This window comes from Pandoraea faecigallinarum (genome assembly GCF_001029105.3).
Lineage (GTDB): Bacteria > Pseudomonadota > Gammaproteobacteria > Burkholderiales > Burkholderiaceae > Pandoraea > Pandoraea faecigallinarum.
The window spans coordinates 3,932,646-3,946,943 of the sequence record NZ_CP011807.3; the positions used below are offsets into that span (position 1 = coordinate 3,932,646).

A 14,298-nucleotide genomic window follows, 5' to 3' on the forward strand; every position below is an offset into this window, starting at 1 on the left:
TTCCGGGCGCTTACGTTCCAGGATGCATCCCATGTCCAGCTCTCAGGGCTCGCGCAGCTTTGCGCGCATCAATCGTCTTCCCCCGTACGTTTTCAATATCACCGCCGAACTGAAGATGGCGGCACGGCGTCGTGGCGAAGACATCATCGATCTGTCGATGGGCAATCCCGACGGTGCCACGCCACCGCATATCGTGAACAAGCTCGTCGAAGTCGCACAACGTCCCGACACGCATGGCTATTCGACCTCGCGCGGCATTCCGCGCCTGCGTCGCGCGATCACCCGCTGGTACAAGGATCGATACGACGTCGAACTCGATCCCGAGCGCGAGGCCATCGTGACCATCGGCTCGAAGGAAGGCCTGGCGCACCTGATGCTCGCCACGCTGGACCAGGGCGACACGGTGCTCGTGCCCAATCCGTCCTATCCGATTCACATCTACGGCGCCGTCATCGCGGGTGCGAACATCCGTTCCGTGCCGATGACGCCGGGCATCGATTTCTTCACCGAACTCGAACGCGGCATCCGCGAGAGTCACCCGAAGCCGAAGATGGTGATTCTCGGCTTCCCGTCGAATCCCACCGCTCAGTGCGTCGAACTCGAATTCTTCGAGCGTGTGGTCGATCTCGCGCGCAAACACGACATTCTCGTGGTGCACGATCTGGCTTACGCCGACATCGTCTACGACGGCTATCGGGCACCGTCGATCATGCAAGTGCCCGGCGCGCAGGACGTATGCGTCGAATTCTTCACACTGTCCAAGAGCTACAACATGGCCGGCTGGCGTATCGGCTTCATGGTCGGCAATCCGGAACTGGTCGCGGCGCTCGCGCGCATCAAGAGTTATCACGACTACGGCACGTTCACCCCGGTGCAGGTCGCCGCCATCGCCGCACTCGAAGGCGACCAGACATGCGTCGGGGAAATTCGCGAGCAGTATCAGCGCCGCCGCGACGTGCTCTACAAGGGCCTGACCGAAGCCGGCTGGACGGTCGATCTGCCGAAAGCATCGATGTACATCTGGGCGCGCATCCCGGAACCGTATCGCGCCCTCGGTTCGCTCGAATTCGCGAAGAAACTGCTCGCGCAAGCCAAGGTGTCGGTCTCGCCGGGCATCGGCTTCGGCGAGTACGGCGACGAATACGTGCGCTTCGCGCTGATCGAAAACGAATCGCGCATCCGGCAAGCCGTGCGCGGCATCAAGCACATGTTCCGTGAAGACGGACTGGTGCAGCCGGCGGGCGCATAGTTCGTCGGGAACTCGACGACGCAGCACAAAAAAGGGGGGCGCATCGATTGCGCCCCCCTTCTCGTGACCGGCGTCGCGCTCAGGCCGGCAACCACTCCTGCAACGTCACCTCGATGGTGATGAACGAAAGATTGCCACCGCGCACGAAACGCCCGGCGAACATGCGGCCGTCGGTATCGGCCACCATGCCGTGCAGCGTGGGCAATTCGTTCGACGCATCGGGCCTCGCGTCCACCTCACCGAACACGTTGAGGATCTCCACACCGGGACCGCTGACCAGCTGTTCGCGCCAGCCGTCACCCGCACGAAACGCGAGGCGCGCGTCGATCAGGCTGCCGACGGCGCCGCGCACGATGGCACGGGCGATCCCATGCTCGGCGCACAGCGCCTCGATGCTTTCCGTCAGATCCTGATTCGGCTTGAGCCGCGCCACCACCAACCGGCCCAACGTGCCATTTTCGATGGCGACGGGAATCTCCAGCGCCGCGCTCATGAGAGACTTCCCGCCACCGGACGCAACAGATGAAACCGCGTTTCCTCGTCGTCCCCCGTCACATAACCGCCGTGCTCGAACAGACACAGGCGGATCACCACAGGCTCGTCCCCGGCCCAGGTGTGATCGAGAATCAGATGGCCGCCGTGCAACTCGCCCGACGGGTCGGAGAACCCCGCATGGCAATGCAGCAGCGTTGCGCCGTCGGACGTGCGGCCCACGGTGAGCGAGCCGCCGATCAGATCGACCTCGCGCAACTCGTCGACCGGCGCCCCGTACCCGAAGGGACGCTCCGCATCCGTCGTGTTCTCGATCATGTGGTACCGCAGACCGCGTGCGGTACCCGCACAGAAACGCCCGACGCCGCCGCCGTACGCATAGCGGGATAACGCCGCGCGTATGGACTCGCCGAGATTCGCACCAGACCGGATCGTCACGCGCAGTTCGTGCTGCCCGCTCAACACACAGTCTTCCACACGGGGTAACGTGGGGACACCTGCATGTCGATAGACCCGTGAAAGCGCAGGTTTCATAGTCGATAGTCTCCTTGCTCTTCGAGCATCGTCTTGATTTGCTTTTTCACGATCTTGCCGTAGCCCGACTTGGGCATGGCACTCCAGAACACGAAGCGGCGCGGCCACTTGTAGCGGGCAATACGCGCTTCGAGATGCCCGAGCAGTTCATCGGCCTGTGCGGCCATGCCTTCCCGGGCGACCACCACCGCGAGCCCGCTCTCGCCCCACTTGGGGTCGGGCACGCCGAGCACCGCGCACTCCGAAACACACGGATGTGTGAGCAACGCTTCCTCGATCTCGCGCGGATAGACGTTCGAGCCGCCCGAGATGTACATGTCGGACGCCCGCCCCGTGATGTACAGGAATCCCTGTTCATCCACGTGCCCCAGGTCGCCGGTGTGGAACCAGTCGTCCTTGAAGGCCTTTGCGTTGGCGTCCGGATTGTTGTGATACCCCATGAAGACGGCCGGCCCGCGCACGCAAATCTCGCCCGACGCGAACGCCGGCTGACGCTGCCCGTGCTCGTCGAGAATCGCCACCTCCATGCCCGTGCGCGGCAAACCGCAGGTGCCCACGCGGGCATCCGGCGCGTTGTCGTCGTCGCTATGCAGCCACGGCGGCAGCACCGTGATGTTGCCCGTCACTTCGCCAAGGCCGTAGTACTGCACCAGCACGCGACCGAGCTTTTGCAACGCGTATTTCTGGTCGGCGCGATACATCGGCGCGCCCGCGTAGATCACGAAGCGCAGCGAACTATGATCGTAGCGGTCGACGGCCGGGTCCTCGACAAGCATCTTGACGATGGTGGGGACCGTGAACATGTTGTCCACGCGATGGCGCTCGATCGCCTGCCACACCTGCTCGGCGTCCATCTTCTCGCCCGGGAGCAGCACGCTGGCCGCCCCGCGCGCCGTGTTGACGATGGCGTGAATGCCGGCGCCATGCGAGAGCGGCGCCACGACCATCGAACGGCTGCGATACGTAATGCCCGGCATCAGATCCGCGAGGTGATTCGTGACCACGAACGCCATCTGTCCGTGCGAAAGCACACCGGCCTTCGGATGTCCGGTCGTGCCCGACGTGTAGAAGAACCACAGCGGATCCTCGTACTCGACCTCTTCCTCGTAACCCGGCGCGCCCAGATGTTCGGCCACCAGCGTCTCGTAATGCAATTCGCCTTCGCGCGGTGCGCCGATCGAAATCACATGGCGCAGCGCCGGGGACGCGGCGCGCACCGCGTCGACATGACCTTCGAAACCGGCGTCGTAAATCATCGCGCAGGCACCGCTCGACTGCCCCAGATAGGCGGCTTCGGGGGCGGTGATGCGGAAGTTCGTCGGCACCCACACGGCGCCGAGGCGAAACGCGATCCATGCGCTTTCGAAAATCGGCAGGTTGTTGCGCGAATGCACCAGTAGCTTGTCGCCTTTGCCGACACCGAGCTTGCGCAGGGCGTCGACCGCCGCATTCACGCGGGCGTCGATCTCGCCCCATGTCGTGACCTTGTCACCGACGATGAGGCCGGGCTCGTCCGGATGACGGCGGGCGACGTCGGCCAGCAGTCGGCCGAGATTCATGACCTTCTTGAGCATCTCTCGTCTCCTGTATGCACTCAGCGTGCTTCGAGAATGCTCACGTAGTTCGCCACCGCCGCGCCGCCCATGTTGAAGACGCCCGCGAGCTTGGCGTTCGGGATCTGCATCTCCCCGGCCGTGCCCGTCAATTGCATCGCCGCCATCACGTGCATCGACACACCGGTCGCGCCGACCGGATGCCCCTTCGCCTTCAGGCCACCCGACGGATTGACCGGCAGCAGCCCGTTCTTTTCCGTCAGCCCTTCAGCCAGGACATTCGCGCCCTGCCCCGGCTTCGCCAGGCCCATCGCCTCGTACTCGATCAGTTCGGCGATGGTGAAGCAATCGTGCGTCTCGACCAGCGACAGATCCCTGAGCGAAACCCCGGCAACGCCCAGCGCCTGGCGCCACGCGTGCTGACCGCCCTCGAACGCGAGCGGATCGCGCCGCGAGAGCGGCAGGTAATCGTTGACCTGCACCGCCGCGCGAAAGCCGACCGACTTGGGCATGGTGCGCGCGACGTCCGCCTTCGAGATCACGAGCGCTGCCGCCCCGTCGGAGACCATCGAGCAGTCCGTGCGCTTGAGCGGACCAGCCACGAACGGGTTCTTCTCGGAGACGTTGCGGCAAAAGTCGTAGCCGAAATCGCGGCGCATGTGCGCGTACGGATTCACACTGCCATTGCGATGGTTCTTGGCGGCGATACGCGCGAGGGCATCGGACTGATCGCCGTAACGCTCGAAATACGCCTGCGCGATGGTCCCGAATACGCCCGCGAACCCCCCGGGGATTCCGGCTTCCTCACGTGCATACGAACACTTGAGCAACACCTCGCCGACCTGCGGCGTGGCGAGCTCCGTCATTTTCTCGAAGCCGATCACGAGCACATGCGTGGCTTTGCCCGCTTCGATCGATTGCAGTCCGCCATGCACGGCAGCCGATCCCGTGGCGCACGCATTCTCGTAACGCGTGGCCGGCTTGAAGCGCAGCCCGGAAATGCGGTTGAAGACGAGCGAGGACGGGAAGTCCTGATACAGGAAACCGCCATTGAAAGTGCCAACGTGAATCGAATCGATCTGTTCGGGCGAAAGGCCCGCATCGTCGAGTGCGGCCTGAGCGACGTCGGCCAGCAGGACTTCGGCGTCGACGTTATCGAGTTTGCCGAACTGGGAGTGGGCCCAGCCGGTAAGGCATGCAGCAACCATGAAGTGTCTCCGGAAAAATGGGGTCATCCAGACTCCGGTGAGCAATTTCGATGCCAGCCCCGTGTAGCGCGACTGCGCGGACATTACGGAATATTACGGAATGCTCCGCAGTGCCGGATCTTTCACATCGACGGCTCGGTCAGTCGTCGTTGCGAAGTCGATGTCTTTCCTGCGCTTGTGGCGCTTTCGCAATTGACGCAAGCGTAAAGCGGGATTTGCCGCCGCATCAAGTGAATTTTGCATCGCGCCGGGTGAGCGCCGTTTGCTGTGCCGCAACAAGAAAACGCATCGCGCAACGGCTGCGACACCTGTCGCACCTTGCTCACCCGGCGATGCGACAGGTGTCGCAGGCCGAGCGCCAAATGCGACAGGTGTCACACCGGCGTCTTTTCGTCTATCCGGCCCCGATTCGCACATGCAGCAAAACGCACGGCCCGCGGCAAACCGGCTGCAAAGCCTTGCCTCGCCTGACGAACGGCGCTCCGGAGCACTCGCGAACGGAACACGGGATTTCACTAATGCTTAACAACGTAAGGGTTTTCCCGTTCGGGCACCGAACTGGCATTCGATTTGCGTAAGATTACCTAGCCACTTGCGAGCCGAATGTTCGGACATAGCGAAACGCTCGCGCATCGCCTTCCGAGTTGGCCGGGACATTGCAAGGCAGCACGCTCGCATGGCCCGAGCTTCAGACGCAGTCACAAACCTATAAACAAGGAGACATGCAGTATGAGCACCATGGATCGCCGCCACTTCATCAAGGTCGTGGCCGCCACATCGGCAGCTGCCGCTACGGGGTTGTACCAGACGCAAGCCCACGCTGCAGAATTTACGTTGAAGTTTGCCAACAACCTGCCTGTCAGCCACCCGATGAACATCCGCGCCAAGGAGATGGCGCAGAAGATCGCGGAGCAATCGAAGGGCCGCGTCGACTTCCAGATCTACCCGAACAACCAGCTCGGCTCCGACAGCGACATGCTCAGCCAGATCCGCTCGGGCGCGATCGACTACTTCACGCTCTCGCCGCTGATTCTCGGCACGCTCGTGCCGGCCGCGCAGATCTCGGGCGTGGGCTTCGCGTTCAAGGACTACAGCCAGGTGTGGGCCGCCATGGACGGCGATCTCGGCAAGCACGTTCGCGGTCAGATCGCGAAGACGACGGTGTTCGCGTTCGACAAGATCTGGGAGAACGGCTATCGCCAGATCACCACGAGCAGCCGTCCCATCAATTCGCCGGCCGATCTCAAGGGCCTGAAGATTCGCGTGCCGACCAGCCCGCTGTGGACGTCGATGTTCCGCGCGTTCGATTCGTCGCCCACGTCGATCAACTTCGCCGAAGTGTATTCGGCCTTGCAGACCCACATCGTCGAAGCGCAGGAAAACCCGCTGGCCCTGCTGACCACGGCCAAGCTCTACGAAGTGCAGAAGTACGTGTCGATGACGAACCACATGTGGGACGGCTTCTGGTTCCTGGCCAACAAGCAGAAGTGGGACAAGCTGCCGAAGGACTTGCAGGACATCGTCACCGCCAACGTCAACGCTGCCGCCGTGGCGCAGCGCGAAGACGTGCGCAAGCTCAATGAGGGCGTGACCGCCGAACTCAAGCAGAAGGGTCTCGTGTTCAATGCACCGAACAACGAGCAATTCCGCGAGAAGCTGCGCGCGGCGGGCTTCTATGCCGAATGGCACAAGAAGTTCGGCGACGAAGCATGGGCCATGTTGGAAAAGTACACTGGGAAGCTCGCGTAAATGGAAACGTTGACGATGACGGCCGAGCCGACGCACGCGCTCGCCCGCCTCTTCTGCCACGTCAACCGCGCGGTGATGAAAGTCACCGAAGCGGCTGCCGTGCTGCTGGTGGTGGCGGAGACTTTCATCCTGCTCGCGGGCGTGGTCTCGCGTTACGGGTTCGACAATCCGCTCACGTGGTCGGACGAACTCGCGCAGATCCTGTTCATCTGGCTGTCGATGCTCGGCGCCGTCCTCGCCCTGGACCGGGGCGAGCACATGCGTCTGTCCGCCATCGTCAACAAACTTCCCGCTGCATGGCGCGACTGGTTCCAGACCATGGCCGCGCTCACGGTATGCGTGTTCGTCGCCCTCATCATCATGCCGGCGTACACACATGCCATCGAACAGATGGACATCACCACACCCGCGCTGGAAATTCCTGACGGGCTGCGCGCCGCCGCCCTTCCGGTGGGCGCGGCGTTGATGCTCATTGCCGCGGTCTCGCGCATGGCGCGCTGCTCCAGCATGCGTCAGTTCGGCCTCGGCGTGCTGTTCGTCGCGGCACTCGGCGCTGCCCTCTGGCTCGGTCGTCCGACGCTCATCGCCATGGGCAACTACAACCTGCTGATCTTCTTCGTGCTGATCGTCGGCGCGTGCGTGGCAGGCGGCATTCCGATCGCGTTTGCCTTCGGAACGGCCACCCTGGCGTATCTGGCGCTCGTGACCGACGCCCCGTTGCAGATCGTCGTCAGCCGTATGGACGAAGGCATGTCGGGCCTGGTGCTGCTGTCGGTACCGTTGTTCGTGCTGCTCGGCGCGCTCATCGAAATGAGCGGGCTGGCGCGCAGCCTGATCGAATTCATGGCCTCGCTGCTCGGACACGTGCGCGGCGGCCTGCAATACGTGCTGCTCGGGGCGATGTTCCTCGTCTCGGGAATCTCCGGCTCGAAGGCCGCCGACATGGCCGCCGTCGCCCCGGCGCTCTTCCCCGAGATGCAGCGTCGCGGCTCCAAACAGGAAGACCTCGTCGCGCTGCTGTCGGCGACCGGAGCCATGACGGAGACGATCCCGCCGAGTCTCGTCCTCATCACGATCGGTGCCGTATGCGGCGTGTCGATCACCGCCCTGTTCGTCGGCGGCCTGCTCCCGGCGGTCATCGCAACGCTCGCCATCGTCGTGGTGTGCTTTGCCCGCTCGCGCAAGGAAGCGCCGAACGCGGCACGCCGTGCACCGTGGGGCGTGATCGACAAGACGTTCATCGTCGCGCTGCCCGCCCTCGCCCTGCCGATTCTCATCCGCACGGCCGTGATCGAAGGCGCTGCCACGGCAACGGAAGTCTCGACCATCGGCATTGCCTACACGATCGTCATCGGCCTGATCGTTCACGCTTTCAAGAAACATCTGAACTTCAAGCGTCTGTATCCGCTGCTCACCGAGACGGCGGCCCTGTCCGGTGCGATCCTGCTCATCATCGGCATGGCGACCGCCATGGCGTGGGCGCTCACGCAATCGGGCTTCTCGGCGAAGCTCGTCAGCCTGATGCACGGCGTGCCCGGCGGCCAGGTCGGCTTCCTGCTCATCTCGGTGGTCGTATTCATCGTGCTGGGCAGCGTGCTCGAAGGGATTCCGGCCATCGTGCTGTTCGGCCCGCTGCTGTTTCCGGTCGCGCGCTCGCTCGGCATCCACGACGTGCACTACGCCATGGTGGTGATCCTGTCGATGGGCATGGGCCTGTTCGCACCGCCGCTCGGTGTCGGATTCTACGCCGCGTGCGCCATCGGCAAAACGTCGCCCGACAAGGTGTTCAACCGGATGTGGACCTACATGGGCGCCCTGCTCGTCGCCCTGCTCGTCGTGGTCTTCATCCCCTGGATCTCGATCGGTTTCCTGAAGTAACGCAAATCACTTAACGGTTTCACCGACGGGCTCCGCCGCTTTGCGGGCGGCGGGGCCCGTGCTGTAACTATCAGTAAATTTAGGAGTCCATAGCATGACTGAGAAGGTAGCAGTAGTCACGGGTGGGGGCATGGGCATCGGTGCCGCCATCTGCGAACGTTTGGCAAAGGATGGCATGACCGTGGTCGTCGCCGATCTGAACGAAGGCGCGGCAACGGAGACGGCGGCAGCACTCAACGCCTCCGGCGGCAAGGCCTGGGCGCTGGGCATGAATGTGGGCGAGGAGGCGTCGATTGCCGACGGCTTTTCTCAGATCGCGAAAAGGCATGGACGCTGCGACGTGCTCGTCAACAATGCCGGCATCGCCAAGACGTATCCGTTTCTCGACTATCCGCTCGACCACTGGCATCAGGTGATGAATGTGAACCTCACGGGCACGCTGCTGTGCGGGCAGCACGCGGCGCGACTCATGCGCGAACAGCGTTGGGGACGCATCGTCAATCTGGCTTCGGTGGCGGGCATTCTGGCCAGCGCGGGGCGCACGGCTTACGGCACGTCGAAGGCGGCCGTGATCGGGCTCACGCGTCAGATGGCCATCGAACTCGCGCCGTTCGGCATTACCGCCAACGGCATTGCCCCCGGTCCGATCGACACGCCGCTCACGCAGGTGCTGCATTCCGACGTGTCGCGTCGCAACTACACACAGACGACGCCGCTCGGGCGCTACGGGCAACCGGCCGAGATCGCGGGTGCGGTGAGCTTCCTCGCATCGGACGACGCTTCGTATGTGACCGGGCATATTCTGCCGGTCGATGGCGGTTTCGTTGCCGCCGGGATTCTCGAAATCTGACGTCGCACACTGGCGCCGCCGCGCCTGCGCATTGACGCGTCATCCGGGCGCCACTCACCCGGCAGACTTCCTTCCCTCCCCCAACGCCTACCGAAGGCTGGTGTCCGGCAGATCGGGCACCAGCCGTGCGCCCGGCGCGCGCTGCATCTCCCGCCACACGCTGCGCGCGTTCTCAACGAACGTCGCCACGCACGGATTGTGATTGTCACGGCTCCATAACAGCGCCACTTCGGCCACGGGAGCGTTCCTGAGCGGCTTGAACACCGCGTTGCCCGACGCGCTTGCACTGCTCATCGACATAGGCACCATCGCCACACCCAGTCCTTCGCCAACGAGGTTGATGATGGTCTGCTGCAAGTTGGTTTCGAGCCGGATATGCGGCGAGAATCCCGCGCGGCGACAATGCGTGACGATCAGGTCGTAGACGAGGGGCGCGATCTCGCGCGGAATGCTGACGAACGATTCCTCGGCGAGTTGCGTGGCGTCGAGCACGCGCACCTTGGCCAGCGGATGCGTGCGCGGAATCACCGCCACCATCTCCTCGCGAAAGACGGTCGCCGTATCGAGACCGGTCAGATCCTCGGGACGGTACATGATGCCCACGTCGGTCTGTCCGGCGCGCACGGACTCGGCCAGCAGATTCGGCAGCGTCTCCGCCAGTTTCATGTCGACGCGGGAGAATGCGGCGGCGTAGGTACGCGTGAGCGCCGGGAGAATGTTGTAGGCGGAAGACATCATGAAGCCGACGGTGATCGCGCCGTCTTCCCCCCGACTCGCCGCCACCACGTTGCGACGTGCGCGGTCGACCGAATTGAGGATTTCCACCGCATCCTGATAAAAGCGCGTGCCGGCCCGTGTGAGCCGCACGCTGCGGTTCGTGCGCTCGAACAACTGCACGCCCAGTTCGGCTTCCATCAACGCAATCTGGCGCGAGAGCGGCGGCTGAGAGATGTGCAGTTGCTGGGCCGCGCGGCCGAAATGCAGCGTCTGCGCGAGGGCCACGAAATACTGAAAATGGCGCAGTTCGATCATTTGATACCCCAGAGGTATTATTGACGCATCAATATTGTATTGGATGTTATGACTCGACGGTCGTATCCTGCTTTGGCGGTTGGCCACCCGAGCCGGTCGCGACATAAAGAGACGTCAGGAATCGCCAGGCCACAAGCCACCGACGGCGCCCCTTTCGTACCAATACGAGAAGGAGACAAGTCATGCCCGCTCACCTCGCCGTAGCGCACGCCCCCGCTCGACCTGTCGGCCACGCCAGCCCCCGCGGCGCGGCCAGTGCCAACACCGCATTCAGCAACATTGCCGCCCTCGCCGAGCGCATCGTGCGCGTACCGCCCGCCTCGGCCTCCGTGTCGTCCCCCGCGACACTTCAGGCGCTTCGGTTGCGTCCCGATTACCTGGCCATCGACGATCTGTGCGGCACCGACGCCCGCATGCGCGATTTGCTTGCGCGCGGCAAACGCTTCATCGATCGCGGTCTGCCCGTGCTGATTCTCGGCGAGACGGGAACGGGCAAGGAATTTCTCGCGCGGGCGTTGCACGCGTATAGCGAACGACGCTCGCAATCGTTCGTCGCCATCAACACGGCGTCGTTGCCGGAACATCTCGTCGAAAGCGAATTGTTCGGTTATCAGCGCGGCGCATTCTCGGGCGCGTTGCCCGGGGGCATGAAAGGGAAATTGCAGCAAGCCGACGGCGGCACGCTCTTCCTCGACGAGATCGGCGACATGCCGTATGCGTTGCAGACTCGTTTGCTACGCGTGCTATCGGAGCGGGAAGTCACGCCGCTTGGCGCGAGCCAGCCCGTGCCGGTCGATGTGCAGCTGATCTGCGCGACGCATCAGGATCTCGCCAGCGCCGTCGCACAGGGAACGTTCCGCGAAGACCTCTACTACCGGATCGCCGTCGGTGTCCTGACGTTGCCCACGCTGCGCGAGCGAGACGACAAGCCGGAGCTCATCGCCCGCATGCTGTGCGACGAATGGCCCGGACTGCGTGTCGACCAGGCGCTGGCGCGGGTATCGCCCGACGCACTTTCCCGTCTGCTCGCGCACGCCTGGCCGGGCAATCTGCGTCAGATGCGTGCCGCATTGCGTTACGCGTGCGCCGTAATGAGCGGCGAGCTGCTGTGCGCGAACGACTTGCCGCCGGAGTTCTTGCAGACACGCGCCGCACACGCGGCACGGGCGCCGCAGACAATGCGTGCGTCGACGCCGCGACATCGCGAAGACGACATGCACATGCGGGAGGTGAACGGCGAGGCGTCGGCGCACGACGCGAAGACGATGCCCCGGGCAACGGCGCTTCGTGCGTTGCCTGCCGCGCATGCCACACAAGACATGGGGCAGGACCCGGAGCGCGAACGCATTGTGCAGGCGCTTGCACAACATCGCTGGAACATCTCGGCGGCGGCGCGCTCGCTCGGTTTCTGTCGCGCGTCGCTGTATCGCAAGCTCAAGCAGTTGAGCATTCCGCACGTGCGCGATTGTGGTGAAGCGCTCACGACCGGTCACTTTGCCTAGTGCGTGCGTTGCGTCGAATGGTGCCGACGAGAAACGTGGAGAAAGATTGCGAACAACAATCGCGGACAAAAATCACAGACAAAAAAAAGCGCGGCCGATAAGGCCGCGCCAAGGTTTGGAGACTTTTCACTCAACGCAAAAGTCTACTTCTCGCGGAACGTAGTATAGGTCTGCCACCCGAAATCATTGTCATCATTCGACGCAATGAATTATTTGGCGACTCGCAATAGTCCGTAAAACCCCATAAATAAAGCACTTTTCGGCACGCGACGAATTCAGGTGCTTGCCAACATCTCAGAATTCACTCATTACGCGCGTGTACGCATCCCATATGACAGGCGCATGGCAGCGCACTGACACGGGCATGTGCGGCGACCGCCCGATTCGCTTGTTCCGAACTCGTCGCTATTTATATGGCAGCGACGATCGACGGATAACGCTCACCTTATTGCGCGCCAACCCACGTCGGCTCCTCTCGCGCCACCTCGATCAACGACACAGAGTGACGCCGCTTGCCGCCGACTGACGTTGACCTCCGCGTGCCCGCGCCGGCGTGGGACTTCTGACGGATGCGTCATGTGCGCGACGTCATCACTGCGCGCGTTCTCACATCGACGGAACCAAAACAAAACATGCTTGTCGCGCGCAAAACGCGCGCTGGCCATGCTTCGCGCGCGCTTTTGCCAGCACGTCACACTGTGTCCCAAGCGCAACACACGTCGCTTGCAGGGCGATTTCTCGCCTACGCTTAATCAGGCCAATCCCTTGCCAGACAATGCTTTACGACGCGCTTCGCACATTCTTTTCATATCTGAAATAGATTCTTGCGGATTCTGAAATAGGCGGGAGTGACACCGGCTCATACACTGCCCCCTGTCAACAGAGCAGTGCCGATAGCTGTTCGGGTCCGCGAGTGACACATCGTCACCTCGACATGTTCTGTTTCGCCGCGTTCTGTTTACACGCGAATTCTGCGATTCGTGTCACGTTACTGGAGCTTAAACCATGAAAAAAACTCTTCTTGCCGCGGCCGTTGTCGGCGCGTTCTCGATGACCGCGCACGCGCAAAGCAGCGTCACCCTGTACGGCTTGATCGACGCCGGCATCGCTTACACGAGCAACTCGACGAACACCGTTGGTGCTTCGGGTTCGAAGAACTTCCGTGCAACGAGCGGCCTGGTCAACGGCAGCCGTTGGGGCCTGAAGGGCTCGGAAGACCTGGGTGGCGGTAACAAGGCCATCTTCGTGCTGGAAAACGGTTTCTCGATCAACAATGGTCAGTCGGGCCAAAACGGCCGTATGTTCGGTCGCCAAGCCTTCGTCGGTCTGCAAAACGACAAGTTCGGCGCTGTGACGATCGGCCGTCAGTACGACTCGCTGGTTGACTACCTGGCACCGCTGACCCTGAACGGTTCGTCGTTCGGCGGCACGATCGCTTCGCACCCGTATGACAACGACAACACGAACAATTCGTTCCGTGTGAACAACTCGGTCAAGTACTCGAGCGCCAACTACAACGGCCTGACCTTCGGCGGCCTGTATGGCTTCTCGAACAAGGCCGGCGACTTCGCCAACAACCGTGCATTCAGCGCTGGCGTGAACTACGCAAACGGCCCGTTCACGGTGGCTGCTGCTTACTTGGAGCGTCAAGGCAATCCGGGTAACAACAACGGCTCGGGCGCAGTCGACACGTCGACTGGCGGTGACTCGGTGTTCCAATCGTCGAAGCAACGCGTTTGGGGTATCGGTGGTAACTATGCCTTCGGCCCGGCAACGGTCGGCCTGGTGTACACCCACACCCAACTGCAAGGCCTGACGGGTCTGAACTACAACAGCACCGCTGTGTCGTTCGCCAACGACGGTCTGAAGTTCGACAACTTCGAAGTCAACGGTCGCTACATGCTGACCCCGGCAGTCTCGCTGTCGGCCGCGTACACGTACACGATGGCCAAGCAGGATTCGACGGACAAGAAGCCGAAGTTCCACACCGTTACGCTGCAAGCCGACTACCGTCTGTCGAAGCGCACCGATGTGTACCTGACGGGTTCGTACCAGCACATCTCCGACAACGAAGGCACGGGTCTGGCGGCCGGTGTCGGCGCTGCCGGCGGTATGTCGTCGACCAGCTCGCAAACCGTCGTCGGCACGGGTATCCGTCACCGCTTCTAATCCAGGCGGCGTGAACACCGGTGCGGTTTGCCGGTGTTCCTGACACGAAAATGGCAGCCTCACGGCTGCCATTTTTTTGCAT

The 14,298-nt window shown here is 62.8% G+C and carries 11 protein-coding genes; 6 read left to right on the forward strand and 5 right to left on the reverse strand.

Features of this window, described 5'->3' with window-relative positions; genetic code table 11:
• The first annotated feature begins 31 nt into the window (after positions 1-31).
• On the forward strand, positions 32-1,249 hold the full coding sequence (alaC, locus tag AB870_RS17225; protein ID WP_047908345.1) for an alanine transaminase: 1,218 nt from the start codon (positions 32-34) through the stop codon (positions 1,247-1,249).
• A gap of 79 nt (positions 1,250-1,328) precedes the next feature.
• Here alaC and AB870_RS17230 read toward each other — a convergent pair whose 3' ends face one another.
• From AB870_RS17230 to AB870_RS17245, 4 genes are read right to left on the reverse strand one after another with little or no spacing between them, the layout of a single operon-like run.
• Complete coding sequence (locus AB870_RS17230) at positions 1,329-1,742, reverse strand: PPC domain-containing DNA-binding protein (RefSeq protein WP_047905645.1); 414 nt, start codon at positions 1,740-1,742, stop codon at positions 1,329-1,331.
• Positions 1,739-2,275: a PPC domain-containing DNA-binding protein gene (locus tag AB870_RS17235; protein WP_047905646.1), complete on the reverse strand. Its 537-nt coding sequence runs from the start codon at positions 2,273-2,275 to the stop codon at positions 1,739-1,741. Before AB870_RS17235 ends, AB870_RS17230 begins: the two co-directional genes overlap by 4 nt.
• Positions 2,272-3,849, reverse strand: a complete 1,578-nt coding sequence (locus AB870_RS17240; RefSeq protein ID WP_157112371.1) for an acyl-CoA synthetase — start codon at positions 3,847-3,849, stop codon at positions 2,272-2,274. The genes AB870_RS17235 and AB870_RS17240 overlap by 4 nt, the downstream gene beginning before the upstream one ends.
• Positions 3,850-3,869: 20 nt before the next feature.
• Positions 3,870-5,036 carry an acetyl-CoA acetyltransferase gene (locus tag AB870_RS17245; RefSeq protein WP_047905648.1) on the reverse strand — a complete coding sequence of 389 codons (1,167 nt, stop codon included), beginning with the start codon at positions 5,034-5,036 and terminating at the stop codon, positions 3,870-3,872.
• A gap of 729 nt (positions 5,037-5,765) precedes the next feature.
• Here AB870_RS17245 and AB870_RS17250 point away from each other — a divergent pair.
• From AB870_RS17250 to AB870_RS17260, 3 genes are all read left to right on the forward strand, one after another.
• Positions 5,766-6,785 carry a TRAP transporter substrate-binding protein gene (locus tag AB870_RS17250; protein WP_047905649.1) on the forward strand — a complete coding sequence of 340 codons (1,020 nt, stop codon included), beginning with the start codon at positions 5,766-5,768 and terminating at the stop codon, positions 6,783-6,785.
• 15 nt (positions 6,786-6,800) lie between these two features.
• On the forward strand, positions 6,801-8,663 hold the full coding sequence (locus AB870_RS17255; protein WP_047908346.1) for a TRAP transporter large permease: 1,863 nt from the start codon (positions 6,801-6,803) through the stop codon (positions 8,661-8,663).
• Between the two features lie 94 nt (positions 8,664-8,757).
• The gene (locus AB870_RS17260) at positions 8,758-9,513 is read left to right on the forward strand and encodes an SDR family NAD(P)-dependent oxidoreductase (protein WP_047905650.1); all 756 of its coding nucleotides are present in this window, start codon (positions 8,758-8,760) and stop codon (positions 9,511-9,513) included.
• 87 nt (positions 9,514-9,600) lie between these two features.
• On the opposite strand, the gene AB870_RS17265 is transcribed toward AB870_RS17260, so the two are convergent.
• Positions 9,601-10,545 carry a LysR family transcriptional regulator gene (locus AB870_RS17265; RefSeq protein ID WP_047905651.1) on the reverse strand — a complete coding sequence of 315 codons (945 nt, stop codon included), beginning with the start codon at positions 10,543-10,545 and terminating at the stop codon, positions 9,601-9,603.
• Between the two features lie 182 nt (positions 10,546-10,727).
• Here AB870_RS17265 and AB870_RS17270 point away from each other — a divergent pair, with 182 nt between their 5' ends.
• Both AB870_RS17270 and AB870_RS17275 read left to right on the forward strand, forming a co-directional pair.
• Entirely contained in the window at positions 10,728-12,047 is a 1,320-nt protein-coding gene (locus tag AB870_RS17270; RefSeq protein WP_237169976.1) for a sigma-54-dependent Fis family transcriptional regulator, read from the forward strand.
• Positions 12,048-13,052: 1,005 nt separating this feature from the next.
• The gene (locus AB870_RS17275) at positions 13,053-14,216 is read left to right on the forward strand and encodes a porin (RefSeq protein WP_047905652.1); all 1,164 of its coding nucleotides are present in this window, start codon (positions 13,053-13,055) and stop codon (positions 14,214-14,216) included.
• Positions 14,217-14,298 lie beyond the last annotated feature (82 nt).

Coding starts and splice junctions, on each gene's coding strand:
- AB870_RS17270 (WP_237169976.1), top strand. CDS start 10,728: ATGCCCGCTCACCTCGCCGTAGCGCACGCCCCCGCTCGACCTGTCGGC.
- AB870_RS17275 (WP_047905652.1), top strand. CDS start 13,053: ATGAAAAAAACTCTTCTTGCCGCGGCCGTTGTCGGCGCGTTCTCGATG.
- AB870_RS17230 (WP_047905645.1), bottom strand. CDS start 1,742: ATGAGCGCGGCGCTGGAGATTCCCGTCGCCATCGAAAATGGCACGTTG.
- AB870_RS17235 (WP_047905646.1), bottom strand. CDS start 2,275: ATGAAACCTGCGCTTTCACGGGTCTATCGACATGCAGGTGTCCCCACG.
- AB870_RS17250 (WP_047905649.1), top strand. CDS start 5,766: ATGAGCACCATGGATCGCCGCCACTTCATCAAGGTCGTGGCCGCCACA.
- AB870_RS17245 (WP_047905648.1), bottom strand. CDS start 5,036: ATGGTTGCTGCATGCCTTACCGGCTGGGCCCACTCCCAGTTCGGCAAA.
- AB870_RS17260 (WP_047905650.1), top strand. CDS start 8,758: ATGACTGAGAAGGTAGCAGTAGTCACGGGTGGGGGCATGGGCATCGGT.
- AB870_RS17265 (WP_047905651.1), bottom strand. CDS start 10,545: ATGATCGAACTGCGCCATTTTCAGTATTTCGTGGCCCTCGCGCAGACG.
- AB870_RS17240 (WP_157112371.1), bottom strand. CDS start 3,849: ATGCTCAAGAAGGTCATGAATCTCGGCCGACTGCTGGCCGACGTCGCC.
- alaC (WP_047908345.1), top strand. CDS start 32: ATGTCCAGCTCTCAGGGCTCGCGCAGCTTTGCGCGCATCAATCGTCTT.
- AB870_RS17255 (WP_047908346.1), top strand. CDS start 6,801: ATGACGGCCGAGCCGACGCACGCGCTCGCCCGCCTCTTCTGCCACGTC.